General features: G+C 73.7%; 21 protein-coding genes and 1 pseudogene. 11 read left to right on the top strand and 11 right to left on the bottom strand.

The annotated features are described in order from the left end of the window. Positions 1-30 precede the first annotated feature (30 nt). Positions 31-1,218, top strand: coding sequence for a MalY/PatB family protein (locus tag Q9250_RS04780; protein ID WP_306233448.1), 1,188 nt, complete (start codon positions 31-33; stop codon positions 1,216-1,218). Positions 1,219-1,230: 12 nt separating this feature from the next. Here Q9250_RS04780 and Q9250_RS04785 read toward each other — a convergent pair whose 3' ends face one another. Then, a complete protein-coding gene (locus Q9250_RS04785) occupies positions 1,231-2,178 on the bottom strand; it encodes a nucleoside hydrolase (RefSeq protein ID WP_306233449.1) in 948 nt (315 codons plus the stop codon). A gap of 78 nt (positions 2,179-2,256) precedes the next feature. On the opposite strand from Q9250_RS04785, the gene Q9250_RS04790 reads away from it, so the two are divergent. Next, on the top strand, positions 2,257-2,958 hold the full coding sequence (locus Q9250_RS04790; protein WP_306233450.1) for a GNAT family N-acetyltransferase: 702 nt from the start codon (positions 2,257-2,259) through the stop codon (positions 2,956-2,958). A gap of 79 nt (positions 2,959-3,037) precedes the next feature. Here the strand turns inward: Q9250_RS04790 and Q9250_RS04795 are convergent, their stop codons facing one another. Both Q9250_RS04795 and Q9250_RS04800 read right to left on the bottom strand, forming a co-directional pair. Beyond that, positions 3,038-3,406: a VOC family protein gene (locus tag Q9250_RS04795; protein ID WP_306233451.1), complete on the bottom strand. Its 369-nt coding sequence runs from the start codon at positions 3,404-3,406 to the stop codon at positions 3,038-3,040. Between the two features lie 76 nt (positions 3,407-3,482). Continuing rightward, entirely contained in the window at positions 3,483-4,310 is an 828-nt protein-coding gene (locus Q9250_RS04800; protein ID WP_422665091.1) for a CPBP family glutamic-type intramembrane protease, read from the bottom strand. A gap of 188 nt (positions 4,311-4,498) precedes the next feature. Between Q9250_RS04800 and Q9250_RS04805 the strand changes: the two genes are divergently transcribed. Together Q9250_RS04805 and Q9250_RS04810 are read left to right on the top strand one after the other, a co-directional pair. Then, positions 4,499-5,395, top strand: coding sequence for an ABC transporter ATP-binding protein (locus Q9250_RS04805; RefSeq protein WP_306233453.1), 897 nt, complete (start codon positions 4,499-4,501; stop codon positions 5,393-5,395). Further along, complete coding sequence (locus Q9250_RS04810) at positions 5,392-6,699, top strand: FtsX-like permease family protein (protein WP_306233454.1); 1,308 nt, start codon at positions 5,392-5,394, stop codon at positions 6,697-6,699. Before Q9250_RS04805 ends, Q9250_RS04810 begins: the two co-directional genes overlap by 4 nt. 28 nt (positions 6,700-6,727) lie before the next feature. Here the strand turns inward: Q9250_RS04810 and fgd are convergent, their stop codons facing one another. Then, positions 6,728-7,720, bottom strand: coding sequence for a glucose-6-phosphate dehydrogenase (coenzyme-F420) (gene fgd, locus Q9250_RS04815; protein ID WP_306233455.1), 993 nt, complete (start codon positions 7,718-7,720; stop codon positions 6,728-6,730). Between the two features lie 48 nt (positions 7,721-7,768). Then, positions 7,769-11,323 carry a bifunctional proline dehydrogenase/L-glutamate gamma-semialdehyde dehydrogenase gene (locus Q9250_RS04820; RefSeq protein ID WP_422665092.1) on the bottom strand — a complete coding sequence of 1,185 codons (3,555 nt, stop codon included), beginning with the start codon at positions 11,321-11,323 and terminating at the stop codon, positions 7,769-7,771. Between the two features lie 1,570 nt (positions 11,324-12,893). Between Q9250_RS04820 and Q9250_RS04825 the strand changes: the two genes are divergently transcribed. Both Q9250_RS04825 and Q9250_RS14170 read left to right on the top strand, forming a co-directional pair. Beyond that, entirely contained in the window at positions 12,894-14,486 is a 1,593-nt protein-coding gene (locus tag Q9250_RS04825; protein ID WP_306233458.1) for a phytoene desaturase family protein, read from the top strand. 89 nt (positions 14,487-14,575) lie between these two features. Next, positions 14,576-14,752 (top strand): annotated as a pseudogene (locus Q9250_RS14170) (carboxymuconolactone decarboxylase family protein); the annotation flags it as partial. Between the two features lie 79 nt (positions 14,753-14,831). Here Q9250_RS14170 and Q9250_RS04830 read toward each other — a convergent pair. Beyond that, entirely contained in the window at positions 14,832-15,401 is a 570-nt protein-coding gene (locus tag Q9250_RS04830; protein WP_306233911.1) for a thioesterase family protein, read from the bottom strand. Positions 15,402-15,465: 64 nt separating this feature from the next. Between Q9250_RS04830 and trhO the strand changes: the two genes are divergently transcribed. Further along, on the top strand, positions 15,466-16,335 hold the full coding sequence (trhO, locus tag Q9250_RS04835) for an oxygen-dependent tRNA uridine(34) hydroxylase TrhO (protein WP_306233459.1): 870 nt from the start codon (positions 15,466-15,468) through the stop codon (positions 16,333-16,335). A 41-nt stretch (positions 16,336-16,376) separates the two neighbouring features. After that, complete coding sequence (locus Q9250_RS04840) at positions 16,377-16,877, top strand: GNAT family N-acetyltransferase (RefSeq protein WP_306233460.1); 501 nt, start codon at positions 16,377-16,379, stop codon at positions 16,875-16,877. A 22-nt stretch (positions 16,878-16,899) separates the two neighbouring features. Here the strand turns inward: Q9250_RS04840 and Q9250_RS04845 are convergent, their stop codons facing one another. The 5 genes from Q9250_RS04845 to yczE all read right to left on the bottom strand — a co-directional run bounded on the left by Q9250_RS04845 (position 16,900) and on the right by yczE (position 21,420). Beyond that, positions 16,900-17,295, bottom strand: a complete 396-nt coding sequence (locus tag Q9250_RS04845) for a PPOX class F420-dependent oxidoreductase (RefSeq protein WP_306233461.1) — start codon at positions 17,293-17,295, stop codon at positions 16,900-16,902. Positions 17,296-17,307: 12 nt separating this feature from the next. After that, positions 17,308-18,066, bottom strand: a complete 759-nt coding sequence (locus tag Q9250_RS04850) for a histidine phosphatase family protein (protein WP_306233462.1) — start codon at positions 18,064-18,066, stop codon at positions 17,308-17,310. Continuing rightward, complete coding sequence (locus Q9250_RS04855) at positions 18,063-20,090, bottom strand: bifunctional copper resistance protein CopD/cytochrome c oxidase assembly protein (RefSeq protein WP_306233463.1); 2,028 nt, start codon at positions 20,088-20,090, stop codon at positions 18,063-18,065. Before Q9250_RS04855 ends, Q9250_RS04850 begins: the two co-directional genes overlap by 4 nt. A 143-nt stretch (positions 20,091-20,233) precedes the next feature. Further along, positions 20,234-20,518 (bottom strand): HU family DNA-binding protein, encoded by a 285-nt coding sequence (locus Q9250_RS04860; protein WP_306233464.1) that lies wholly within the window; start codon positions 20,516-20,518, stop codon positions 20,234-20,236. Between the two features lie 194 nt (positions 20,519-20,712). After that, a complete protein-coding gene (yczE, locus tag Q9250_RS04865; protein WP_306233465.1) occupies positions 20,713-21,420 on the bottom strand; it encodes a membrane protein YczE in 708 nt (235 codons plus the stop codon). A gap of 95 nt (positions 21,421-21,515) precedes the next feature. On the opposite strand from yczE, the gene yczR reads away from it, so the two are divergent. Genes yczR through Q9250_RS04880 form a run of 3 tightly spaced genes read left to right on the top strand, consistent with a single transcriptional unit; the run spans position 21,516 to position 25,656 of the window. After that, complete coding sequence (yczR, locus tag Q9250_RS04870; protein WP_306233466.1) at positions 21,516-22,931, top strand: MocR-like transcription factor YczR; 1,416 nt, start codon at positions 21,516-21,518, stop codon at positions 22,929-22,931. 59 nt (positions 22,932-22,990) lie between these two features. Next, positions 22,991-23,965: a TIGR03885 family FMN-dependent LLM class oxidoreductase gene (locus Q9250_RS04875; protein WP_306233467.1), complete on the top strand. Its 975-nt coding sequence runs from the start codon at positions 22,991-22,993 to the stop codon at positions 23,963-23,965. Further along, a complete protein-coding gene (locus Q9250_RS04880; RefSeq protein ID WP_306233469.1) occupies positions 23,962-25,656 on the top strand; it encodes an alpha-amylase family protein in 1,695 nt (564 codons plus the stop codon). The genes Q9250_RS04875 and Q9250_RS04880 overlap by 4 nt, the downstream gene beginning before the upstream one ends. Positions 25,657-25,809 lie beyond the last annotated feature (153 nt).

Raw genomic sequence — 25,809 nt, forward strand, 5'->3', positions numbered from 1 at the left:
ATCGGGCCATGAACAGGGCATGATCGGGCCATGAGCGACAACCCCTTCGAGCGCGTGCCGCTGGCCGACCTGCGCGAGCGCACGAGCATCAAGTGGCGCTTCTTCGAGCCCGACGTGCTGCCGATGTGGGTCGCCGAGATGGATCTGCTGCCCGCCGAGGCCGTCACCCGCGCGGTGCACGACGCGATGCTCCGGGGCGACACGGGCTATCCGTCCGGCACCGGGTACGCGGATGCGTTCGCCCGCTTCGCGTCGGAGCGCTGGGGCGCCGAGGTGGCCGTGCCGCGCACCGCGCTCGTCAGCGACGTGATGATGGGCGCCTTCGAGCTGATCCGGCTGCTGACGCCGCCCGGCGGCTCGGTGATCGTGACGAGCCCGGTCTACCCGCCGTTCCACGCGTTCTCGAAGCACGCGGAGCGGCGCGTGGTCGAGGCGCCGCTGGGCGCCGACCTGCGGCTCGACCTCTCCGCGGTCGAGGAGGCGTGCGCCCGCGTCGGCGGCGGCGGCAGCGGCGGCCCGAACGCCGTGCTGCTGCTCTGCAACCCGCACAACCCGACGGGCACGGTGCACACGCGCGCCGAGCTCGAGGCGCTCGCCCAGGTCACCGCCCGCTACGGGGTGCGGGTGATCTCGGACGAGGTGCACGCGCCGCTCGTGCTCGACGCCGACTTCACCCCCTACTGGACGGTCGACCCGCGCGGCCTGTCGCTCACCAGCGCCTCGAAGGCGTTCAACCTGGCCGGCCTGCGCACGGCGCTGATCGTCGGCGGCGAGGAGACGGGCGAGGATCTCGCGCGCATCGCCGAGGTCGTCAGCCACGGCCCCTCGCACATCGCGTCGATCGCCCACATCGCCGCCTTCGACGACGGCCGCGAGTGGCTCGACGAGGTGCTGGACGGCCTGCGCGCGAACCGCGCGACCCTCGCGCGGGCGCTCGCCGAGCACGCGCCGACGATCCGCTGGCGACCCGGCGAGGCGACCTTCCTCGCCTGGCTCGACTGCCGCGGCACGCGCGTCGCCGAGCCCGGATCGCGCGCCGACCCCGGCTACATCGGCCTCTCGACCGGCCCCGCGAAGGCCTTCCTCGAGCGGGCGCGGGTCGGGCTCAGCGCCGGCGAGGCGTTCGGCACCGGCGGCGAGAACCACGTGCGCTGCAACCTCGGCACCCGGCCCGACGTCATCGAGGAGGCCGTGCGCCGCATGGGCGCGATCGCCTGACCTTCCGGCAGGTCAGTCGGCAGCGGCGAGCAGGTCGACCATGCGCTCCTCGAAGCCCGGCTCGACCTCCATCACCACCCGGTGGCGGGCGCCCTCGCGCTCGGGCCACTCGCCCCAGGCGCCCTCGAGCGTCGTGACGGTGCGGCCGCGCGCCTCGCCGTCGCTGCAGTCGACGTGCACGTCGACGATCGGCGAGAGCGTCGTCCTCACGAGCCCGGTCGCCACCGCGAGCGCCAGCGCGTCGTGGTTGCCGGAGGCGCGCTCGCCCGTGTACTGCTCGTAGTAGGCGAGGTAGAAGTCGAGGATCGCCGACGAGAAGCGCCCCACCGCTCCGCCGGCCGCCAGCCGCGCCCGGTGCGCATCGGTGATGAGCGACGTCATCGTGACGTCGAGGCCCACCATCGTCAGCTCCCACTCGGCGTCGAAGACGACCTGCGCGGCCTCGGGGTCGTGCCAGATGTTCGCCTCGGCCGTCTCGCTGACGTTGCCGGGCGCGAGCGCCGCACCGCCCATGATCGTCACCTGACGGATGCGCTGCGGCAGCGTCGGGTCGGCGTCCAGTGCGTCCGCGAGGTTGGTGAGCGGGCCGACGGCGACGATCTCGAGGCTCCCCGCGTGCTCGTGGCTGAGCCGCAGCATCATCTCGACCGCGGTCTCCGACTGGAGGGTCGGCACGTGTGCCGTGTCCGCGCATCCGCCGAGCCCGTCGTCGCCGTGCACCTGGGGCGAGAAGACCGCGACCTCGCCGTTGCGCGGACCTGCGGCCCCCACGGCGATCGGCACGTCGCCGTGACCCGCCAGCTGCAGCACCTCGGAGGTGTTGCGGGCGCCCTGCGCCACGTCGATGTTGCCCCACACGATCGTGCAGCCGACGAGGTCGATCTCGTTCGACAGCGCGGCGGTGAAGATGGCGAGGGCGTCGTCGATGCCCGTGTCGACGTCGAGCAGCACAGTGGTCACCGGTCGAGCCTACGCGGGCTCGAGCCGCACCGGGCGTGCCTCCCGCGGCCGACGGCGGCCGGGCGGACACTGGTGCGCATGATGCGGATCCCCGATGTGCCGCAGCGCGAGCGCGTGCAGCTGCGCGCTGCGTGGGCCGAGGCGCTGGGCGTGACCGCGACCGTCTTCGACGGCGAAGGGATCACCTGGGTCGCGCGCGACGACCTCGACGTCGCGCTGGTCGTCGAGCTGGGCGCGGCGATGGTGGTCGCCGCGCCGCGCGCGGTGCTGCCGGCGCTCGAGCACCAGCACCGCTTCACGCTGCGGGACGCCGACGCGATCGCCGCGCTGCTGCCGCGGTCGCGGGCGATCGGGTCGTCGCACCTGCTGTTCGCCACCGCGCGGCCCGCCGCGCCCTCGCACCCGGTGGTCGTCGGCGACGACCGCGACCTCGTGAAGGTGCGCGAGGCGGTGAGCCCCGCGGAGTGGGACGAGTCGGGCGTCGAGCCGATGGAGCGCCACTGGGCGGTGCGCGAAGGAGGCGAGCCGGTCGCGATCGCCGGCTACCAGCGCTGGCGCTCGACGATCGCGCACATCGGCGTGGTCGCGACGCCCCTGGCGCGCGGCCGCGGCTGCGCGGCGGCGGCGGCGACCGCGGCCGTGTGCGCGGCCATCGACGCGGGGCTCGTCGCCCAGTGGCGCTGCCGCATCGGCAACGCCGCCTCGCTGCGGCTCGCCGACCGGCTGGGCTTCACCCGCATCGGCGCGCAGTCGGCCGTCGCGCTCGCGCGGTGGAGCTGAAGGCAGAGGCCATTTCTGGCCTCTGCCGCGACCCCAGCGCCGACGCCCGTCCCGGGCGTCGGGCAGGCAGGCTGGCGCCTCAGCTGATGCAGAGGCAGAACGGGTGCCCGGCCGGGTCGAGGAAGACGCGGAACGTCTCGCCCGGCTGGTGCTCGTGCTGCGTCGCGCCCAGCGCGATCACCGCGGCGCCCGCCTCGTCGAGGTCGTCGACGATCACGTCGAGGTGCATCTGCTGCGGATGCTCCTGCGTCGGCCACGCCGGCGCCCGGTAGTCGTCGACCTGCTGGAAGCAGATCATCTGGCCGAAGTCGGCCTTGATCTCGAACCAGTCGCCGCTGTCGTCGGCGCCGGGCTGCACCGGCCAGTCGAGCAGGGCGCCGTAGAAGCGCGCCAGCCCGGCCGCGTCGGGGCAGTCGATGACCAGGGTGGGGAAGCTCGCGATCGCCATGCCGCGACGGTACGCGACGGCACCCGCGCGACGGAACCCCACGCATCCGCCCCTCGAGTGCGGCGCGGGCGCCGGCTCAGAACCCGGTGACGAGCGGGAAGATGGGCAGCGCCTGCTGGTGGTGCGCGTGCACGATCACCAGGAAGACCACCGCGTCGAACAGCAGGTGCACGGTGACGACGTAGAAGAGGTTCTTCGTCCAGGAGAAGATCGCGCCCTGCACCAGCGCGAACGGGATCGTCAGCAGCGGGCCCCACGACTGGTAGCCGAGCTCCCACAGGAACGAGACGAAGATCGCCGCCTGCAGCAGGTTGGCGACCCACGGGCGGAAGTGGCGCATGAGCAGCGTGTAGACGGTGCAGATGAAGAACAGCTCGTCCCACAGGCCCACCGCGTTGACGCCGAGGAACAGCCGGCCGATCATGTCCCAGTCCGCGACCGCGGGCCAGTTGCGGTAGACGCCCGAGGTGAGGAAGTAGAAGGGCAGGATCAGGTAGGCGGCGGCCACGACCACCACGAGGTAGATCCACATGCGGCGCGACCAGCGGCCGCCCTTCCACGGGAACCGCACCGCGTGGTCGCGGTAGATCCAGCGCGAGATCGCGTACGGGATCAGCACCGCGCCGCCCAGCGCGATCGTGAAGCGCAGGATGCCCGCGTTCGAGATGTCGGCGTGCAGCGAGATCATGCTGATCCAGGTGAGCGCGATCGCGATGATCGCGAGGTCCTGGCCGAGCTTGCGCGAGCGGCCCGCGCGGTCGGTGAGGATGCCGCCGATGACGCCCGCCACCATCGGCAGGTAGCCCCAGTCGGTCATCACCCAGAACTGCAGCACCGCGCCCAGCGAGACGAGCGCCGCCGGCACGATCGCGATCGGATGCGTCGCGGTGCCGTCGGCCGCGATGCCGCGGGCGCGGACCTGCTGCGCCCTCGCCAAGATCGTCACACGACCAGCCTAGAGAGGTCTGGCAGGGCATCCGCCGACCGACGGATGCATCGGCCGTCATCCGTGCGGATGATCCGTCTCCGACGGGGGTCGGAAGAACCGCCGGATCGGGCGCCGCGCGACTGCGGGAGTGGCTGGATGGAGGCATGCACACCAACAGGCTCGACGCCCAGCGCCTCACCCACACCTACGGCTCCGGCAGCACCGCGGCCCCCGCCCTCGCCGACGTCTCGCTGACGATCGGCGCCGACGGCCCCGAGGCCGTCGCGATCATGGGGCCGTCGGGCTCCGGCAAGTCGACGCTGCTGCACGTGCTCGCCGGCATCGTCGCGCCTACCGACGGCCGCGTCGTCTGGCGCGGGCAGGATCTCGCCACCATGGGCGACGCCCGGCGCACCCGGCTGCGCCGCAGCGACTTCGGCTTCGTCTTCCAGTCGGGGCAGCTGCTGCCCGAGCTGCCCGCGATCGAGAACGTCGCACTGCCGCTCATGCTCGGCGGCGGCTCGCGCTCGGCGGCCGAGGCGCAGGCCGGCGCCCTGCTGCACCGGCTCGGCCTCGACGGCATGCTCGCCCGCCGGCCGGGCGAGCTCTCGGGCGGCCAGGCGCAGCGCGTCGCCATCGCCCGCGCGCTCGTCGGCCAGCCCGGCCTCGTCTTCGCCGACGAGCCGACCGGCGCGCTCGACCGCGCCACCGGCGACGCGGTGATGGCGCTGCTGATCGGCGCCACCCTCGGCCACGGCGCCTCGCTCGTCGTCGTCACGCACGACGCGGAGATCGCCGCCCTGTGCTCGCGCGTCGTGCGCCTGCAGGACGGCCGGATCGTGAGCGACGAGCGGGCAGCCCCGGAGCCCCCTGCGCAGGCCCCGCACCCGCTCGCGCCCGCGCCCGCGCCCGACGGGCACCCGCACGGTCGGCCGGGCACCGCATCCGCCCCCGCACCGCTGCCCGCGCACCCGTCGTACGGCGCGGCCCGCAGCGAGGCGGCCGTGCCGAACCCCATCGCCCACCGCGAGCAGCAGGCCTGGATCGAGGCGTCGCGATGAGCGCCCTGCGACTGTGGCTGCGGCTCGCCCGCGCCACCGGCCCCCGCGCGACCGACGTGCTCAGCGCGACCGCGTTCGCGTTCGCGACCGCGGCGCTGCTCGCGGTGCTCGGCGGCGTCAACGCCTTCCGGTTGCGGCTCGAGGGGGGCGTGGTCAACGAGAGCACCGGCACCTTCGTGCTGACCCTCGCCTTCGTGGCCGCCGCGCTGCTGCTGCCCGCCGTGTGGACGCTCGCGCAGGCCGCCGTGCGGCTCGCGATCGCCCGCCGCGACGATCGGCTCGCGGCGCTGCGGCTGGCCGGCGCCACCCGCGGCCAGGTGACCGGCTTGGCCGTGCTCGACGCGGTCGCGCAGGCGCTCGCCGGCGTCGTCGTGGGTGCCGCGCTGGCGCTGGCGGTGATCCCGCTGATCGCCCAGATCGAGTTCCAGGGGATCCCCTTCACCACCGCCGAGCTGCTGCCGCCGCTGTGGGTGTGGGCCGCAGCCGCGGGTGCCGTCGTCGTGATCGCGCTCGGCGCCGCCCTCGCATCGCTGCAGCGCGTGCACGTCACGCCGCTCGGCGTCGCGCAGCGCGTGAGCGCCAAGCGGCTGTCGCTCTGGCGCATCGCCGTCTTCGGCGTCGCCGCGCTGGTCTACGTGCTGGTCGTCGTGCTCGACGTGATCCCGGCCGAGACCAGCATCTCGATCGCGCTCGTCTCGGTGGTCGTGCTCGCCTACGCGTTCATCGGGCCGCTGGTGATCCAGGGGATCGCCTGGCTGGTCGCCAAGGGCGCCCGGAGCGCGGCCACGCTGCTCGCCGCCCGACGCGTCGTCGACGACCCGCGCGGCGCGTTCAACATCGTCGGCGCGATGGCGATCGCCGTGATGGCGGGCGGGTTCGCCTCGCTCGCGCCCGCGACGGTCGGCGGTGGCGACCAGATGAGCGACGACATGGCCACCGGTGCCGTGCTGACCATCGCCATCGCCGGCGTGCTGGGCGCCGTGCTCGCGGGCATCGCCCAGTCGGCCAAGGTGCTCGACCAGCGTCGCGAGCACCGGGCCATGCACCGCATGGGCGTCGAGCTGCCGGTGATGCGCGCGGCCATCGTGCGCCAGGTGGCGCTGCCGCTCGTGGTGGGCGTCGGCGGGGCCGCAGCGGCCGCGCTGCTGCTGATCCTGCCGCTGATCGCGCTCTGGATCGCCACGCCCGGCTCGATCATCGCCTGGGCGCTCACCGCCGTCGGCGCCGTGGCGGTCACGCTCGGCGCCACCTCGGCCGCGCTGCCGCTCGTGCGGCGGGTCGCGACGGCGTCGGCGCCCGCCTGACCCTGCCCGGCCGGCCTGCTGGCGCGCCTCAGCGGGCCGGCAGCAGCGGCACCACGTCCTCGGAGAACTGCTCCAGGAAGCGACGCTGGTCGCCGCCCGGCCCGTGGAACACCAGGTGCGTGAATCCCAGGTCGATGTAGTGGGCGATCGCGCCTGCGACCTGGGACGCATCCGCCCCCACGATCCAGCGCTTCGCGACCTGCTCGATGGGCAGCTCGTCGGCGAGGCGCTGCATCTCGATCGGGTCGTGCACCGCGTGCTTCTGCTCCTGCGACAGCGACAGCGCCGCCCAGAAGCGGGTGTTCTCGAGCGCGAGGTCGGCGTCGCGGTCGTACGAGACCTTGATCTCGATCATGCGGTCGACCTCTGCCGAGTCGCGCCCGGCCTTCGCCAGCCCCTCCTCGAGGCTCGCCACGATCGTGTCGCGGTAGTACTCGTCGCCCTTGCCCGAGGTGCAGATGTGGCCGTCGGCGAAGCGGGCCGCGTAGCGGGTCGTGGCGGGCCCGCCGCCGGCGACGGAGATGGGGATGGGCCGCTCGGGCCGGTCGTAGATCGTCGCCCCGTGCGTGCGGTAGAAGTCGCCCTCGAACTCGACGCGGTCCCCGCGCCACAGCTGCTTGATCAGCCGCACTGCCTCGCGCAGGCGCGCGAACCGCTCCTGCAGCTCGGGGTACTCGACGCCGATGATCTGCTCGTTGAGCGCCTCGCCCGTGCCGATGCCCAGGATCAGCCGCCCCGGGTGCACCTGCCCGAGCGTCGCGAACTGCTGCGCCACGACCGCCGGCTGGTAGCGCAGGGTCGGCGTGAGCACGGAGGTGCCGAGCGTGATCGACGAGGTGCGCTCGAGCGCCATGCCGAGCCAGGCGACCGCGTTCGGCGCGTGGCCGCCCTCGTGCCGCCACGGCTGCAGGTGGTCGCTGATGAACGCGCTGTCGAGGCCCACCCGCTCGGCGAGCTGCACGAGCTCGAGCAGCTCCGCCGGGGCGAACTGCTCGGCGCTGGCCTTGTATCCGTACCGCATGGCGCCCAGTCAAGCATCCCCCCGGCCGCTGCGCCGATCCGGCGGCGCCTATACGGGCAGCTCGAGCATCGCCCGGTCGGGGTGGCCGAAGCGGTGCGCGGTGATCGAGACGGACTGCTCGCGCAGGAACGGCAGCAGCTCGATGCGGCCCTCGGTCGTGACCGCTCCGTCGTAGACGGCGACGGCCGCGTTGCCCGCGAGCGCCCCGCGCAGCCGCGCGTCGGTGCCGACGAGGCGGATGCGTCGCACCGGCTCGGTCTCGTGCACGATGCCGAGCGCATCCTCGTCGCGCACCGGCAGCAGCGCCTCGCCGCTCTGGATGCGGCGGTGGAACTGCGCGTCGGTCTCCTCGACGACCTCGTCGATGCGCAGCTGCGGGATCGCCTGCCGCGACAGCCGCACGACGCCCGCGGGCACCTCGACCGCGCTGGAGATGCGCACCGCCGAACGGCTGCGCGCAGCTGCGGCGAGCAGCCGCACCAGGTCGACGACCGTGCCGTCGTCGGCGACGCGGATCAGCACCTCGGCGGGCCGGTAGCGGAAGACGTTGCGCTCGGCGGCGAGCGGCGGCACGGCGAGGCCCGAGACGTCCTTCGACACCCCGAACTCCTCCTCCCACCAGCGCGGGTCGCTGTTCGCCCCCGTGCGCACGCGGTCGAAGGCGAGGAAGTCGAGCGACGGCTGCGCGGCCTCGATGACCGCCGTCACCCGCGGGTCGAGCCCGTGCAGTCGCACCGACTCGCGCGGTCCTCGCTCGATCGGCTCCCAGTCGACGAGCGCCACCAGGGCGTTGGGGCCGCCGGCCTTCGCGCCCGGGCCGACCTGCGAGCGCTTCCAGCCCCCGATCGGCTGGCGGCGCACCACGGCGCCGGTGATGCCGCGGTTCACGAAGAGGCTGCCCGCCTGCACCTCGTCGAGCCAGTGCTCTACCTCGTCGGGGTCGAGGGAGTGGATGCCCGCCGTGAGCCCGAGGTCGGTGGCGTTCTGCACCTCGATCGCCTCCTCGAGGGTGTCGACCTCGATGAGCGAGAGGTGCGGGCCGAAGAGCTCGGTCAGGTGCGTCGCGGTGCCCGGGAGGACGGCGTCGCGGATGCCGGGCGACCAGAGCCGACCCGACGCATCCAGCGCCTTGGGCTCGAGCAGCCACTCCTCGCCGTCCTCGAGCGTGGTGAGGGCGCGCAGCAGCGCGCCGCGCGCCGGCTCGATGAGCGGGCCGATGTGCGTGCGGGCGTCGAGCGGCGAACCGACCCGCAGCGAGCTCGCCGCGTCGGCCAGCTGCCGGCGGAAGCGCTCGGAGTCGCCGACCGTGCCCACGAGGATCGCCACCGATGCGGCCGAGCACTGCTGCCCCGCGTGCAGGAACGCGCTGCGCACGATGTCGGCTGCGGCGAGCTCGAGGTCGGCGGAGGGCGTGACGACGATCGCGTTCTTGCCGCCCGTCCCGCCCAGCAGCGGCAGATCGTCGCGCCAGGTGCTGAACATCTCGGCCGTCTCGCTCGAGCCCGTGAGGATCACCCTGCCGACGGCGGGGTGGGCGATCAGCTGCTGCGCGACCGGCCCCTCGTCGACGTCGCAGAGCACGAGCACGTCGCGCGGCACGCCCGCCTCCCACAGCGCCTCGCACAGCACGGCGGCCGAGCGGCGCGCCCGCGGTGCGGGCTTCAGGATCACGGCCGAGCCGGTCGCGAGCGCCGCGGTGACGCCGCTGCAGGCGATGGCGACGGGGGCGCTCCAGGGCGGCGCGACCACGGTCAGGTGCACCGGTCGCGGGGTGGCGTCGGGCACCTGCTCGAGCAGGATCGCCTGATCGGCGTGGAGCCGGGCGAAGTCGATCGCCTGCGACACCTCGCCGTCGCCCTCGGCGAGCGTCATGCCGGTCTCGGCCAGCATGATCTCGACCAGCCGGCCGCGGTAGACGCCGAGCGCCTCGGCGGCATCGCGCAGCACCGAGGCCCGGTGCTCGGCACCCAGCTCGGCCCACGGAGCGCCGGCCTGGGCCGCGCGGTCGATGCGGCGCTCGAGGGTCGGCCAGTCGTCGATGCGGTTCATCTCGAGCGTGCGCAGCCCCAGCTGCGTCGCGGCGGCGCGCTGCACGATCTGGCGCGCCCAGTCGCGGTTGGCGGGCAGCGACGGGTCGGTGTCGGGCTCGTCGGCGAAGCCGGTCGGATGCGTCACGGAGTCGGCGAGGTCGCCCAGCCGGTTCTGGGTGCGGTTCGGGCGCTGCTCGCCGGCGGCGTCCTCCTCGGCGAGCCGCGCGATCGACGCCAGGAAGCGGTCGCGCTCCCGCTGGAACACGGCCGGGTCGGCCATGTCGGACAGGCTCGACATGAAGTTCTCGCCGGCCGCGTTCTCCTCGAGCCGGCGGATCAGGTAGCCGACCGCGGCGTCGAACTGGTCGGGCTTCACGACCGGCGCGGCGAGCACCAGGTGGGGGAAGACCTCGCGCACGGCGTCGCGGTGCTCGGCGGCCATGCCCAGCAGCATCTCGGCGTCGACCCGCTGGTGGGTGCCGTGGTCGCGAGCGAGCTCGGCGGCGTAGGCGAGGTCGAAGAGGTTGTGGCTGGCGACGCCCAGCCGCACGGCGAAGGCGTTCTCGGGCAGCAGCGCCTCGCGCAGCACGCGCTTGAAGCTGGCGTCGCTCGACGCCTTCGAGGCGGCGGTGGCGAGCGGCCAGCCGTGGATGGCCGCGTCGACCCGCTCCATCGCCAGGTTCGCGCCCTTCATGAGTCGCACCTTGATGCCGGCGCCGCCTTCGGCGCGGCGGTCCTTCGCGAACGCGGCCAGGCGGCGGTAGGCGGCGAGGGCGTCGGGCAGGTAGGCCTGCAGCGCGATGCCCGCCTCGAGCTTCGCGAGCTCGGGGCGCACGAGCAGGCGCTCGAAGACCGCGATGGTCAGGTCGAGGTGGCGGTACTCCTCCGTGTCGAGGGTGATGAGCTTCGGCGGGTTCGACTCCGCCGCGAGCCGGTAGAGCGGCAGCAGCCGGTCGACGACCTGGTCGACCGTCTCGTCGAAGGCCCACAGCTGCAGCTGCGGCGCGATCGACGACACCGTGATCGAGACGGAGCCGACGTCGTCGCGCTTGAGCAGCGCCACGATGCCCTCGAGGCGGCTGGCGGCCTCCTCGTCGCCGAGCACGGCCTCGCCGAGCAGGGTGAGGTCGACGCGCGTGCCGTCCTCGCGCAGCCTGGCGAGCGGCTTCGCGAGGCGGTTGGGCGACGCGTCGATGACGAGGTGGCCGAACATGTCGCGCATGGCGCGCTTCACGACCGGGATCACGAGCTTCGGCGCCACGAGGCCGAGGCCGCCGCCCGCGCTGAGGCCGAGCTTCAGGTACCAGTCGAGGAAGCCGGGCATCTCGCGGCTGAGCGTCTCGACGTTGCGCGCGCTGACCTTGGGATCCTCGGGCCGGATCACCTTGTCGACGAAGCCGACGGCGAAGTCGAGCCCCCTCGGATCCTGCAGCAGCCCGGCGAGCCGCTCGGCCGATTTCTCCTGCTTCGCCTCGCTCGGGCGGGCGAGCCAGCTGCGCACCCGCTCGATGGCGGCGAGGGCGTGCGGGTCGTCGGTGTCGGGCTCGGTGAGCACGACGGGCGCGACGGGCACCGGTGCGGCCGCTTCGGCCGCGACCGCGATCGGGTTGGGCACCGCCGTGGCGGTCGGGGCGGCGGATGCGCTGGGTCGCTCGGGCGCATCGGGCACGGCCGGCGCGGCCGGGGCGGCGGGCGCCGACGCGGTCGGCGCTGCCGGCGCGGGCGGTGCGCCGGGGGCAGGGGGTGCACCCGGAGCCGGCGGTGCGCCCGGAGCAGGCGGTGCGCCCGGAGCAGGCGTCTCGGGCATGCGCCACGGCTCGGGCGTTCTGGCGGGCAGCCAGTCGGGTGCGGGGGCCGGCGCCGGTGTCGGTGCGGGAGCCGGCTGGGGACGCGGCTCGGGCTCGGGCACCGGCCGCGGGTCGGGACGCGGCTCTGGCTCAGGCATCGGCCGGGGGTCAGGCCTCGGCTCGGGTGTCGGCTCGGGCTCGGGAGCCGGCGGCAGCTGCGGCGGCTCCGGCGCGGGCGGCGCCTCGGGCTCCGGCGCGGGCGGCGCCTCGGGCTCCGGCTGCGGTGCGCGCTCGGGCACCGCAGGCAGCGGGGCGTCCGGCTCGGGCGCGGCAGCGGCCGGCGCGTCCAAGCGTGCCTGCCGGGCTCGACGCTCCTCCTCGGCACGGGCGGCGACACGGGCCGAGACGGCGGCGGCGAGCCCGCCGATGCGCGGCTGATCCTGCTCAGGCAGCAGCGGCTCGACGGCGGGCGCNAGCGGGGCGTCCGGCTCGGGCGCGGCAGCGGCCGGCGCGTCCAAGCGTGCCTGCCGGGCTCGACGCTCCTCCTCGGCACGGGCGGCGACACGGGCCGAGACGGCGGCGGCGAGCCCGCCGATGCGCGGCTGATCCTGCTCAGGCAGCAGCGGCTCGACGGCGGGCGCGGGCTGCGCGCGATCGGCCTCGGCGGCATCCGTGGCGGCGTCGACGTCGTGCTCGTCGAGCACCTCCGGCTCGACCTCCGGCACCACCGCGAACGGGTCGCCCTGCGGTCGAGCCAGGAACGGATCGTCGGCCGGCTCTTCGGCATCGACCGGCTCGGGCTCGGGCGCGACCCGCGGCTCGGGCGCGACCTCCCGCGCCGGCACATCCGCCGGCACGGCACGGTGCGCCGCCGCGGCCGCGGCGAGCTCCGCCTGCAGCTCAGCGACGTCGAGCTGCACGGTCGGCACCTCGGCGATCTCCTGCGTCAGCGACCAGCCCGCCGCCGACGGCTCGTCGGCCGACCGGGCGACCGGCGGCAGCTCGACGGGCACGTACGGGTTGATCGCGGCCGCGAACGTGGCGTCGTCGACCTCGAAGGCGGGGCCGCTGTCGAGCGTCGCGACCAGCCGGGCGACCGGCTCGTCGTCGTCATCGGCGACCTGCTCGTCGACGATCTCGACCTGCTCCTCATCGACCTCGGCGAGCGGCGTCGCCGGTGCGCGATCGGCGTCGGCTCGCTGGATGCCCTCGGCGATCAGGGCGTCGAAGTCGTCTTCCCTGGACAGCTCGGTCATGCCGCATATCGTATGGGGAGGAGCCCTGACGCCCCTTCGCCACCACCGCGACCCGGCCTCTGGACCCGTCGCAACGCATCCCTCGTCGAGGAGGAACCGCATGCCGCACGTCGCCATCATCGGCGGGGGCCACAACGGGCTCACCGCCGCCGCGTACCTCGCCCGCGCGGGCGTGACCGTCACCGTGCTCGAACGGCTGCCGCACGTCGGCGGCGCGGCGGTCTCGGCGCAGGCCTTCGACGGGCTCGACGCGCGGCTGTCGCGCTACAGCTATCTGGTGAGCCTGCTGCCCGAGCAGATCATCCGCGACCTGGGGCTCGACGTGCGGCTCGCGCGCCGCCGCTACTCGTCGTACACGCCCGAGCCCGGCACCGATCGCGGGCTGCTCGTCGACGCGGGCGACGAGGCCGCGACGCGGGCGTCGTTCGCCGCCATCGGCGCCGCAGACGACGCGGATGGGTTCGGTCGCTTCTACGACCGCACCTCGCGTCTCGCCGCGGCCCTCTTCCCGACCCTCACCCAGCCCCTGCCCACACGGGAGGCCGCCCGCGAGGCCGCGGGAGCCGCATCCGCCTGGTCCGAGATCGTCGACGCCCCCATCGCCGAAGCGATCGAGGCGGCCGTGCAGCACGACCTGGTGCGCGGCGTCATCGCCACCGATGCGCTGATCGGCACCTTCGCGTCGCTCGACGACCCCGGGCTCGAGCAGAACCGCTGCCTGCTCTACCACGTGATCGGCGGCGGCACCGGCGACTGGGACGTGCCGATCGGCGGCATGGGGCACGTCTCGGGCCAGCTCGAGCTGGCGGCGCGGCAGGCGGGCGCGACGATCCTCACCGGCGTCACCGTCACCGCCGTCACGCCCGACGGCGAGGTCACCTGGGAGGAGCGCGTCGGCGGCCTGCCGACCGGCTCACCGGGGGTCGCGATCGGCACCGAGCTGACCGCGCAGTTCGACCTGGTGCTCTCGGCGGTCGCGCCGCACGTGCTGTCGGCACTCCTCGGCGACGCCGGCGCGGCAGCGACGCGCCCGGAGGGGGCGCAGGTGAAGGTCAACATGCTGCTGTCGCGGCTGCCCCGGCTGCGCGAGCCGATCGCGCCCGAGGCCGCCTTCGGCGGCACCTTCCACATCAACGAGGGCTACCGGCAGCTGCAGACGGCCCACGCGCAGGCGGCGGGCGGCGCGATCCCGGCGCCGCTGCCGTGCGAGATCTACTGCCACTCGCTCACCGACCCGACGATCCTCGGCGACGACCTGCGCGCATCCGGCGCCCAGACCCTCACCGTCTTCGGGCTGCACGTTCCCGACCGCCTGCTGACGCCCGAGAACAACGAGGGGATGCGCGTGGCGCTCGAGCAGGCCGTGGTCGCCTCGCTCGACTCGGTGCTCGCCGAGCCGATCAGGCCGCTGCTGCTCGAGGGCGCTCACGGGCCGGCGATCGAGACGAGGACGACCCTCGACATCGAGGAGGCGCTGGCGATGCCGGGCGGCAACATCTTCCACGGGCCGCTCTCATGGCCGTGGCTCGAGACAGAGCCGGCCGGGCCCGCCGAGGCGTGGGGCGTCGAGACGGCGCACCCGCGGATCCTGGTGGCGGGCGCCGGAGCGCGCCGCGGCGGCGCCGTGTCGGGCCTCGGCGGGCACAACGCGGCGCACGCGGCGCTCGAGCTGCTGGCCGACCGCCTGCGCTGAGATCTCAACGTGCCAGGCGTCTGTTCGGCGCATGGTGTGCGCCGAACCGACACCTGGCACGTTGAGTTCGCGTCTAGGCGACGCGCGTCGCCCTCACGACGCAGTGCGTCTCCTACATCGAGGCGCACACCGGAGCGGCGAAGCAGGAGGGTGCCACCGAGAGCGAGATCGCGGAGACCGTCTTCACCACCGCAGCGCTGCGTGCCGGCGGCGGCATGGCGCACGGCATGATGGCGCTGAAGTTCTTCAACCGCGAAGACGACTGACCGAACGGCGGACGGACCCTGTGGAGCTGAGCGCGACACAGGGTCCGTCCGCCGTTCCGCTGTCCTGCTGTCGCGCGGCTCAGCGCGGCGTGCGGCCGCCCCACGACGACGGCGCCGGCTGCCGGTTGGAGGGCAGCCGGTTCATCTCGGCCCAGTCGTGCACGCGCTGGTCGAGCTCGGGCAGCTCGACGTGGATGCCGGCCGCCTCGAGCACCTCGCGCACGCGAGCGATCGTCGCCGTGCCGACGCCCTTCTCGATGAAGCGGGCCTGCACGACACCGCGGGCGCAGACCTCGCCGTCGACCACGAAGCGCTGCTGCAGGTAGATCGCCCGCTCGTCGGCGCCGATCGCGGCCGTCTCGATCTCGAAGCGCTGCCAGAGGTCGAGGCTGCGGCGGTAGACCATCGTCGACTGCCCGATGACCGCGTAGAAGCCCGCCTTCGCGAGCGCGTCGGCCATCCCGGAGCGCACCGTCAGGTCGACGCGCGCGAGATCCATGTACGACAGGTAGCGGCCGTTGTTCATGTGGCCGAGCAGGTCGATGTCGGTCGGCCACACCCGGAACGGCGTCCGCGCGACCCCGCCGACCTCGAGCGCCGGGCGCCCCCTGCTCTTCACGGTCATCGCCAGCAGCCACTGCATCCACATGTTCACGGTCACCGATCCTGCCCGAGTGGTGCGACGCATCCGCACCGTTTGGGAGAATCGTCCAATGCACAAGGTGCTGCTCTACTACCGCTTCACGCCGATCGCCGACCCCGAGGCGGTGCGGCTGTGGCAGCACGCCCTCGCGTCGTCGCTCGGGCTCACGGGGCGCATCCTGATCTCTGCGCACGGCATCAACGGCACCGTCGGCGGTCCGATGGATGCGTGCAAGCGGTACGCGCGCGCCACCCGGGAGTACTCGGGGTTCACGGGCATGGACATCAAGTGGTCGACCGGCACCGGCGACGACTTCCCGAAGCTGACCGTGAAGGTGCGCGACGAGATCGTCACCTTCGGCGCCCCCGACGAGCTCGCGGTCGACGCGGACGGCGTGGTCGGCGGTGGCCGGCACTTGAAGCCGGGCGAGCTGCACGCGCTCGTCGCGGAGCGCGACGACGTGGTGCTCTTCGACGGCCGCAACCGCTTCGAGGCCGACATCGGCCGCTTCAAGGGCGCGATCGTGCCCGACGTCGACACCACCCGCGACTTCGTCGAGCTGCTCGACTCGGGCGCCTACGACCACCTCAAGGACAAGCCCGTCGTCACCTACTGCACCGGCGGCGTGCGCTGCGAGGTGCTGTCGTCGCTCATGGTGCAGCGCGGCTTCGAGGAGGTCTACCAGCTCGACGGCGGCATCGTCCGGTACGGCGAGACCTTCGGCAACACCGGCCTCTGGGAGGGCTCGCTCTACGTGTTCGACCAACGGCAGACGGTCGGCTTCGGCGACCCCGCCGACGTCGCGGTGCTCGGCACGTGCACGCGCTGCGGCACCGCGACGGGCGGCATGGGCAACTGCGCGCTCTGGTCGTGCCGCAAGCAGGTGACCACCTGCGAGGCCTGCGAGCCCGCCTGCGCCGTGCACGCATCCGCCGTCTGAGGCACGGCAGGCGGCCCCTCGCGGACGGCTACGCTGACGGCATGGGCGACGGGGCGAGATATCGAGGGGCGATCCTCATCAGGAGCGCGACGAGGGCCGACGCCGAGGCGCTGCTGCCGCTGCTCGCCGCGCACCGCAGCGTCGACGAGGAGGACGAGAAGGTCGACCGCTACCGCGAGCGCCTCGTCGCGCTGGTCGAGAACCCGGCGCACCACATCGTCGTCGCCGAGCTCGACGGCCGCGTGATCGGCTACGCCGCCGCCCAGGACTACGGCCCGGCGCCGCAGCGCGACTGGTCGATCGCGCGCATGCACGACCTGTGGGTGTCTCCGGATGCGCGGGGCCACGGAGCGGGCACGGCACTGTTCGAGGCGGTGCGCGAGTGGGCCGAGGAGCACACCCGCGTGCGGGTGCTCGAGTGGCAGTCGCTCGAGGTCGCGAAGGAGTTCTACGCGAAGCTCGGGCTCTCGGGCGAGCGGGTCGACGAGGCCGACCCGCGCGAGCTGTACGAGATCGAGGTGCACCTGCCCTCGAGGGGATAGCTGCCGTGCCGCGGCAGGTGCCTCAGGCCACCCGGCCGCTGACCCTGTCGATCGCCATCCGCAGGATGATGCGGTCCGCCGCGTCGGCCGGCGGCTGCTCGGACGGGTTGCCGTAGCGGTTCTGCAGCTCGACGTAGAAGGCGCCCGTCGGGTCGTCGACGACGCCCGCCAGGTGCCCGCGCAGCTCGACGTAGAGGTAGGGCTTGGCCGGGTCGACCATCGACAGGCTCATCGTCGGGTTCGCCTGCAGGTTCTTGATCTTCTGCCGCTTCGACGTGTGGGTGAAGTGCACCTCGTCGCCGACCGCCTTGAACCACATCGGGTTCGACTGCACGCTGCCGTCGGGGCGCACCGTCGCGAGGTGCGCGAAGAGCGGGGCGTCGGTGAGGTAGCGGTAGCGCTCGGGGATGGAAGCCATGCCGTCAGCCTCTCACGCGGCGTCGGCGACCTCGCCCAGGCCGTCGAGCCGCCACACCGTGGTGCGGGCCGGGAGCGAGACCGTCGTCACCGAGCAGTTGGGCAGGATCACGTCGGGCGTCACCTCGGGCACCAGCTGGCGCAGCAGCGAGGTGATGAAGCCGCCGTGCGAGACGATCAGCACGTGCAGCGGCCCGTCGCCGGGCAGCGCGCCCGCGGCGCTCACCACGTGCTCGAGCGCGGCGTCGGCGCGCATCACCGTCGCGGCGGCCTGCTCGGCCTGGCCGGAGTCGTCGAGCTGGGCGATCGTGTCGAACAGCCCGCGCCAGCCGACCTGCTCGGCGATCGTGCGCAGGGCGCTCAGCTCGCGGTCGACCTCGAAGCCGTGCTCGACGATCACCTCGCTCCAGACGTCTGCCGCGGGCCGCTCCTCGTGGCGGCCGAAGTTCCACTCGCGCAGCAGCTCGGTGAACTCGGTCGGCGGCTGCGGGTCGAGCGCGGCGAGGATGCCCTCGGCCGTCGTGCGCGTGCGGGGCAGGTCGGAGGAGAACGCCAGGTCGAAGCGCTCCCGCGAGAGCCGGCGGGCGACGTCGGCGATCTGGGTGCGCCCGTGCTCGGTGATCGGGGAGTCGGACCACCCCTGCATCAGGTGGTTGCGGTTGTGCTCGGTCTCGGCGTGCCGCACGATGCGCAGCGTGAGCGCGCGCCCCCGCGCGAACGCGGCGAGCTCCTCGGGCAGGCGCTGCCCTGCCTCGTGGTGCCCGTCGTTCATCGGTTCCTCATCCGCTCGAGCATGTCGTTGTAGGCGTTGAGCTCGGCGTCGCCGTCGCGCGCCGCGGCGCGATCGGTGCGCACCTGCTCCTTCTTGTCGCTGCGCGACCAGAGCACCACGGTGATGATCGCCAGGATCACGGTCGGGATCTCACCGACCGACCACGCGATGCCGCCACCGACCTGCTGGTCCTCGAGCGCGTCGACGCCGTTGCCCATCGCGCCGAACCAGTCGGCCAGCAGCAGCGACTCCCCCGTCATCAGCGTCAGCCCGAAGAAGGCATGGAACACCATCGAGCCGAGCAGCAGCACCAGCCGCAGCGCGAAGGGCGGTCGCGCGGGGCCCGGGTCGATGCCGATGATGGCCTGCACGAAGAGGTAGCCCGAGCCGGCGAAGTGCACGACCATCCAGATGTGCCCGAGGTGCTCGTTCATCGACCACTCGAAGATGGGCGTGTAGTAGAACACCCACAGGCTGACGACGAAGATCAGCGCCGCGACGACGGGGTGGCCGACGACCTGCATGTACTTCGAGTGCACGATCGCCATCAGCCACTCGCGGCCGCCCATGGTGCCGTCCCGGCGCTTGGCGATCGCCCGCATCGCGAGCGTGATCGGCGCGCCGGGCACGAGCAGCACCGCGACACCCATGCCCAGCAGCATGTGCACGAGCATGTGCAGCGAGAACTGGAACTCCTGGTAGAGGTTCAGCGCACCGTTCGTGCACCACCACAGCAGCGCCACACCGCCCAGCCACGACACCGTGCGCAGCACCGGCCAGTGGTCGCCGCGGCGCGCGAGCCGCACCGCGCCCGCCACGTAGAAGAACGCGAGCATCGCGCACACGACCGTCCAGAGCGGGTCGATCGCCCACTCCGTGAACAGGCGGCTCAGGTCGAACGGCGGCGGCAGGGGCCGCCCCGTCAGGATCTCGGCCGGCGTCGCCTCGGCGCCGGGCTGCTGCTCGGGCACCGGCGTCGGCGTGCGCGCGAGTCCCGCGGCCACGCCTGCCGTGACGCCCATCACGGCCAGCTCGAGCGCGAGGATCGTCGCGACCGCCCGGCCGCCCACCCGCTCGCCGAGCGTCTTCGCGGGGCGCAGGATCCGCATCCGCTGCCATGCGCCGAAGGCGCCCAGCACCACCAGCAGCACCGTCTTGGCGATCACCAGCACGCCGTAGTCGCTCGTCAGGTCGGTGCCCATGCGCACCCACGCCGACATGACGCCCGTGAACGCGACCACCACGAAGCTCAGCATCGCGAGCGTCGAGTAGCGCAGCAGCACATCGCTCGAGCTCGCATCCGGGCGCAGCCCCGCTGTGGCCGGTACGTCTGTGCCGGATGCGTTCGGGGCGGATGCGTCGGCAGAGACCGCGGCGTCGCGGGAGCGGGCGAGCAGGCCGACGTGGAAGATGCCGCCCAGCCAGATCGACACGAACACCAGGTGCAGCAGCAGCGCCGAGACCGCCAGCGTGTGGGTGTCGGTGCCGCCCGCATGCCCTCCCGACGCGATCAGCCAGAACGGCACCGCCCAGGCGACGACCGTGAAGGCCGTCGCGGTCGCGCTGCGCGCGACCAGCAGGATCACGGTCAGCACCGCCAGCGACAGCAGGGTGCCGAGGTAGAGGCGCCCCGGCTCGGTGTCGGTGAAGTAGAGCTGCAGCAGCGCGCCGAAGTCGTTCGTGGCCGAGACGGGCGTGGTGATGAGCGTGCGGAAGCCGCCGAAGGCGAGGAACGCCTGGGCGACGCTCGCGAGACCGGTGGCGATGGCCGCCCGGTCGAGCGTGCGGTGCCAGTCGCGGCTGTGGGGTGCGAGCGCGAAGCAGGCGAGCACCAGGCCGCCGAACGCGGCTCCGATGGCCAGGTTGCGCACCATGCTGGCGATCGGCATGCCCCAGCGCACCGCCGCGCCCGGATCCTCGATCGCGGGCGCGAGGGCGCCGCCGCCGAACTCGAGCGCTGCCCACATCGCCACCAGGCCCGCGAGCAGCGCGAGCGCTGGCGCGAGGAGACGGAGGCGCAGCACCGTCTCAGGGTAGTCGCTCGGCCTATGAGGTCGACCCGGCGACGCCCGCCGGATGGCGGCGGACGACCCCGCCGGATGGCGGCGGACGACGAGAGGGGCCCCGCCGGATGGCGGAGCCCCTCTCGCTGCTGTGCGGTGCGGTCCTACTTGACGGCTGCCTTGAGCTTCGAGCCAGCGGTCAGCTTGACGCGGTGGCCGGCAGCGATCTTGATCTCCTCGCCGGTCTGCGGGTTGCGGCCCGTGCGGGCAGCGGTCTCGGTGCGCTCGGCGCTGAAGAAGCCGGGGATCGAGACCTTGTCGCCAGCCTTGACGGCGTTCGAGACCTCGTCGAACAGCGCGTCGAGCACTGCCGTGACCTTGGCCTGCGAGAGGTCGGTGGACGCAGCGATCTTCGATGCGAGGGTGGTCTTGTTGATGGTCTCAGCCATGGTGTCCTCCTGGATGGTGGCATGTCCGTCCCGCCGGGGGCGGGCATCCGCCGGGGCCCATTCGGGCTCCGACCACGTCCGAACGTAGCCCCGGGGCCCTGGATCTCGACGCAGAACACCCCGACACGCCGCGTTTTCCGCGACTTTTCGCGGTTCGCGAACAGGTTCGGGGTACAGATGCGGCGGTTTCGGCGCTATCGGCCGGCGCTGGCCGCCAGCCGCCGGGCACGCAGCTCGCTGGCCCTCGCCGCCCTCCGGCGCTCGAAGAAGGGCAGGAAGAGGCCGATCAGGGGCCCCACGCCGAAGGCGAAGATCACCGTGCCCACGCCGACCGGGCCGCCGAGCAGCCAGCCGATCAGCAGCGCCGTGCCCTCGATCAGCGTGCGCACGATCCAGATGGGCCAGCCGGTGATGCGCACCAGCCCGGTCATGAGCCCGTCGCGAGGGCCGGGGCCGAGCTGCGGGGCGATGTAGATGCCGGTCGCGAGGGCGAGCAGTGCGATGCTGCCGGCGAGCATCAGCGCCTGCGCCCACAGCTCGGTCGGTGCCGGGATGAGCAGCAGGCCGAGGTCGGCGGCCGGCCCCACGAGCAGGCCGTTGAGCAGCGTGCCGATGCCGGGGCGCTGCCGCAGCGGGATCCACAGCAGCAGCACGATCCCGGACACCACGACCGTGGCGGTGCCGTAGCTCATCGGCAGGTGGTTGGCGATGCCGAGCGAGAAGACGTCCCACGGGCCGACGCCGAGCGCCGCGCGGATCAGCAGCGCCAGCGAGATCCCGTAGAGGAAGAGCCCGAGCAGCAGCTGCGCGACCCGCCAGGCCGTGTCGCGAGGGCCGAGCGAGTCGATGGGCAGCAGCAGGCTGCGGATGCGGGGGGCGGGTCGTGCGGGTCGTTCGCTCACTGGTCGATTCCATCGCACCGGCCATGCCGCCCGCGCGGTCCACTCGCCAGCAAGTGGCTCGGTGCGAGCAGTCCATTCGACGGCAGAATGGCCGCATGGCATCCCGGCTCGGCACCCAGCTCGGCGAGTGGCGCGCGACGACCGCGGTTGCGCAGTCGCTCGCCGACCGCATCCGCATGCTGCTGCTCGACGGCCGCATCACGGTCGGCGAGCGGCTCCCGAGCGAGCGGGCGCTCGCCGCCGAGCTCGGCCGCTCGCGCGCCACCATCGCCCGCGCCTACGAGCTGCTCGAGGCCGGCGGCTACGCCGACCGGGTGCACGGCTCCGGCACCCGCGCCGCCCTGCCGGCCCAGCGCATCCACCGCCCCTCCCCCGCCGGCGATGACGTGATCGACTTCACGATCGCCTCGGTCGGCTCGACCCCGGGCCTGCACGCCGCGACCGTGCGCGCCCTCGACCGGGTGGCGGGGCTGCTCGGCACGCCCGGCTACTCGCTCGACGGGCTGCCCGAGCTGCGCGAGCGCATCGCCGCCCGCTACACCGCGCGCGGGCTGCCCACCGATCCGGCGCAGATCGTCGTCACGAGCGGTGCGATGCACGCGCTCACCGTCGTGCTCGCGGCGTTCGGCGCCCGCGGCCGTGCCGCGATGGTCGAGCAGCCCTCCTTCCCGCACGCCCTCGATGCGCTGCGCCGCACCGGCCACCGGCTGGTGCCCACCCCCGTGACGGTCACCGGCGACGGCGGCGGCTGGGACGCATCCCACCTGGTCGACACCCTGCGCACCCAGCGGCCGGCGCTCGCCTACCTGATCGTCGACTTCCACAACCCCACGGGCGCGACGATGCCCGAGCTCGAGCGCGCCAGGCTCGCCGCGGTCGCACGCACGACCGGCACGCTGCTCGTCATCGACGAGACCTGCGCCGAGCTCGACATCGACCGCGGCTGGACACCGCGGCCCTTCGCGGCGCACGGCCCGGCCATCCTCATCGGCTCGATGTCGAAGATCGCCTGGGGCGGCATGCGGATCGGCTGGATCCGCGCGAGCCTGCCGCAGGTGCGGCAGCTGCTCGACGCGCGCCCGTCGATCGACCTCGGCACGCCGCTGCTCGAGCAGTGCATCGCGATCGAGCTGCTCGACGACATGGATGCGCTGCTCGCGCGGGCGCGCACCCGCCTGTCGGCGGGGCGGTCGGCCGTGGCCGCGGGCCTGGCCGCGCACCTGCCGGAGGTCGCGATGCCCGAGGTGCCGGGCGGGCTGTCGGCCTGGCTCGACCTGGGCGGCACCTCGTCGACGTCGCTCTCGCTGGCGGCCCGCGACCGCGGGCTGCTGCTGCCGCCCGGCCCGCGCTTCTCGCCGTCGGGCGTGCTCGACCGGTTCGCGCGCATCCCGATCACCTGGGAGCCGGAGGTCACCGCCCTCGCGTGCGCGCGGCTCGGCGACGCCTGGCGTGCCGTGCGCTCGGGCGAGCGTCCGGACTCGACGCGACTGGCGGCATCCGCCGTCGTGTGACGGCTCGCGGTCACGATCGCCCTTGACGCGGCGAGGCGAACCGCGATTGCGTGGAGCGCATGACCGTCATCGGCTTCCACGCCTCCCATGAGCAGCTGCCGCCGAGCGCGCTGCTGACCGCAGTGCAGCGCGCCGAGCAGGCGGGCTTCGACGCGGCGATGTGCTCCGACCACCTCGCCCCGTGGAGCCGCAGGCAGGGGCACAGCGGCTACGCGTGGTCGTGGCTGGCCGCGGCGCTCGCCACCACCTCGCTGCGGCTCGGCGTCGTCACGGCGCCCGGCCAGCGCTACCACCCCGTGATCGCCGCGCAGAAGGTCGCGACCCTGGGCGAGATGTTCCCTGGCCGCTTCTGGGCGGCGCTCGGCTCGGGCGAGGCGATGAACGAGCACGTCACGGGCGACGGCTGGCCCGCGAAGCCCGAGCGCGAGCAGCGGCTCGTCGAGACCGCCGACGTGATGCGCCGGCTGCTCGCGGGCGAGGAGGTCACGCACGACGGGCTCGTCTCGGTGCATCGCGCGCGCGTGTGGTCGCTGCCGGCCGAGGCGCCGCCGCTGCTCGCCGCGGCCGTCACCGCCGCGTCGGCGGCGCGGCACGCCGCCTGGGCCGACGGCCTCATCACCGTCGCGAGCGAGCCCAGGGCGCTGCGCGACATCGTCGCCGCCTACCGCGACGCGGGCGGCCGCGGGCCCGTGTGCGGGCAGCTGCACCTCGCGTGGGCACCCAGCGAAGCCGAAGCCCTCGCGATCGCGCACGACCAGTGGCAGAGCAACCTCGTGCCGGCGCCCGAGGTCTGGGACATCGAGCAGCCCGAGGACTTCGAGCGGCGCACCGAGGGCGCGAGCGTCGACGAGCTGGCACGGGCCGTGCACATCTCGAGCGACCTCGGCCGGCACGCCGACCGCATCGGGTCGCTCGTCGACGCCGGCCTCGACGAGCTCTACCTGCACCATGTCGGGCAGGAGCAGACGCCCTTCATCGACGCGTTCGGCGAGCACGTGCTGCCGCAGCTGAGCGCCGAGCGGAGCGCGACGTGAGCCCGCGCCCGATCGAGGCGGCCGACCGCTGGTGGCGCAACACGGTGCTCTACTGCCTCGACGTGCAGGTCTTCCAGGACTCCGACGGCGACGGCACGGGCGATCTGCAGGGGCTCGTGTCGCGCATCCACGACCTCGCCGACCTCGGCGTCACCTGCCTGTGGCTGATGCCCTTCTACCCCACCGCCGATCGCGACGACGGCTACGACATCACCGACTTCTTCGGCGTCGACCCGCGGCTGGGCACGCTCGGCGACCTCGTCGAGGTGGTGCGGGTGGCCCGCGCGAACGGCATGCGCGTGATCATCGACTTCGTCATGAACCACACCTCCGCCGACCACCCCTGGTTCCGCTCCTCCCGCCGCTCGAAGACCTCGCCGCACCGCGACTGGTACGTCTGGCGCGATGCGCCCCCGGCGAAGCAGGACGCGCCCGTCTTCCCCGGCGAGGAGGACTCCACCTGGACCGAGGATCCCCGCACGGGCCAGTGGTACCTGCACCACTTCCGCGCCCACCAGCCCGATCTGAACATCGCGCATCCGCCCGTGCAGGAGCAGATCGAGCGCAACCTCGGCCTCTGGCTCGAGCTCGGCGTCTCGGGGTTCCGGGTCGACGCGGTGCCCTTCATGTTCAGCAGCGCCGCGCACCACGGCACCGAGACCACCGGCGCCGCCCCCGACTATCGGGGCGCGGATCACCTGCGGGCGATCCAGCGCTTCGTCGCCCGCCGCAACGGCGAGGCCATGCTGCTGGGCGAGGTGAACCTGCCGCACGAGCAGCAGCTGCACTGGTTCGAGGCCGAGGGCGAGGCGTCGGGGCTGCACGTGCAGTTCGACTTCGTCTCGATGCAGCAGCTGTTCCTGTCGCTCGCCCGCAAGGACGCCCGCCCGCTGGCGAAGGCGCTGCGCGACCGGCCCGAGCTGCCCGAGGCGAGCCAGTGGGCGAACTTCGTGCGCAACCACGACGAGCTGACGCTCGACAAGCTTGCGCCCGACGAGCTCGAGGAGGTGTTCGAGGCGTTCGCGCCCGACGAGGGCATGCGGCTGTACGGCCGGGGCATCCGGCGCCGCCTGCCCACGATGCTCGGCGACGACCGCGCCGTGCGGCTCGTCTACACGCTGATGTTCTCGCTGCCCGGCTGCCCGGTGCTGTTCTACGGCGAGGAGATCGGCATGGGCGAGCAGCTCGACGTGCCCGGCCGCTATGCGGTGCGCACGCCGATGCAGTGGGCGCCGGATGCGGGGGGCGGGTTCTCGACGGCCCCTCCGTCGCGCTTCCCCCGGCCGCTGCCGACGGGCGACTTCGCCCCCGATCGCGTGAACGTCGCCGATCAGCGGCGGGACGACGGATCGCTCTGGCACCACATCCAGCGGCTCACCGAGCGGTACCGCGACGAGCCGTCGCTCGCCTGGGCGAAGCTCGAGGTGCTGTCGCTGCGGCAGCAGGCGGTGCTCGGCCACGTCTGCCGCGACGACGACTGGACGATGCTGGCGCTGCACAACATGGGCGACGGTCACGAGACGGTGAAGCTCGAGGTGGCCTCGGACGACGGGCCGGTGACGCTGGTCGACCGCTTCGACGTCGACGCGACCCCGATCACCATCGACGGGCGGCTCGAGGTGCGGCTCGACCCCTACGGCTGGCGCTGGCTGCAGGTCACGCCCGCGTCGGCGGCGATCCGGCGGGTGTAGGCCGCGTCAGGCCAGCGGCTGGGTCGGCGGTGCGGGCGGTGCTGCCGGCGGCGCTCCCCCGGTCACCCTGGCACGTCACGAGCCGAGGAGCAGTCGCGGAACGCGGACGATCCATCCTCGTTCCGCGACGGATGCCGGATCCGTCCGCTTCTC

The sequence above is a fragment of the Agrococcus beijingensis genome (assembly GCF_030758955.1).
GTDB classification, from domain to species: Bacteria; Actinomycetota; Actinomycetes; order Actinomycetales; family Microbacteriaceae; genus Agrococcus; species Agrococcus beijingensis.

Coding starts and splice junctions, on each gene's coding strand:
- Q9250_RS04790 (WP_306233450.1), top strand. CDS start 2,257: ATGATGCGGATCCCCGATGTGCCGCAGCGCGAGCGCGTGCAGCTGCGC.
- trhO (WP_306233459.1), top strand. CDS start 15,466: ATGCACAAGGTGCTGCTCTACTACCGCTTCACGCCGATCGCCGACCCC.
- Q9250_RS04850 (WP_306233462.1), bottom strand. CDS start 18,066: ATGAACGACGGGCACCACGAGGCAGGGCAGCGCCTGCCCGAGGAGCTC.
- Q9250_RS04810 (WP_306233454.1), top strand. CDS start 5,392: ATGAGCGCCCTGCGACTGTGGCTGCGGCTCGCCCGCGCCACCGGCCCC.
- Q9250_RS04840 (WP_306233460.1), top strand. CDS start 16,377: ATGGGCGACGGGGCGAGATATCGAGGGGCGATCCTCATCAGGAGCGCG.
- Q9250_RS04780 (WP_306233448.1), top strand. CDS start 31: ATGAGCGACAACCCCTTCGAGCGCGTGCCGCTGGCCGACCTGCGCGAG.
- Q9250_RS04825 (WP_306233458.1), top strand. CDS start 12,894: ATGCCGCACGTCGCCATCATCGGCGGGGGCCACAACGGGCTCACCGCC.
- Q9250_RS04795 (WP_306233451.1), bottom strand. CDS start 3,406: ATGGCGATCGCGAGCTTCCCCACCCTGGTCATCGACTGCCCCGACGCG.
- yczR (WP_306233466.1), top strand. CDS start 21,516: ATGGCATCCCGGCTCGGCACCCAGCTCGGCGAGTGGCGCGCGACGACC.
- Q9250_RS04830 (WP_306233911.1), bottom strand. CDS start 15,401: ATGTGGATGCAGTGGCTGCTGGCGATGACCGTGAAGAGCAGGGGGCGC.
- Q9250_RS04860 (WP_306233464.1), bottom strand. CDS start 20,518: ATGGCTGAGACCATCAACAAGACCACCCTCGCATCGAAGATCGCTGCG.
- fgd (WP_306233455.1), bottom strand. CDS start 7,720: ATGCGGTACGGATACAAGGCCAGCGCCGAGCAGTTCGCCCCGGCGGAG.
- Q9250_RS04875 (WP_306233467.1), top strand. CDS start 22,991: ATGACCGTCATCGGCTTCCACGCCTCCCATGAGCAGCTGCCGCCGAGC.
- Q9250_RS04805 (WP_306233453.1), top strand. CDS start 4,499: ATGCACACCAACAGGCTCGACGCCCAGCGCCTCACCCACACCTACGGC.
- Q9250_RS04845 (WP_306233461.1), bottom strand. CDS start 17,295: ATGGCTTCCATCCCCGAGCGCTACCGCTACCTCACCGACGCCCCGCTC.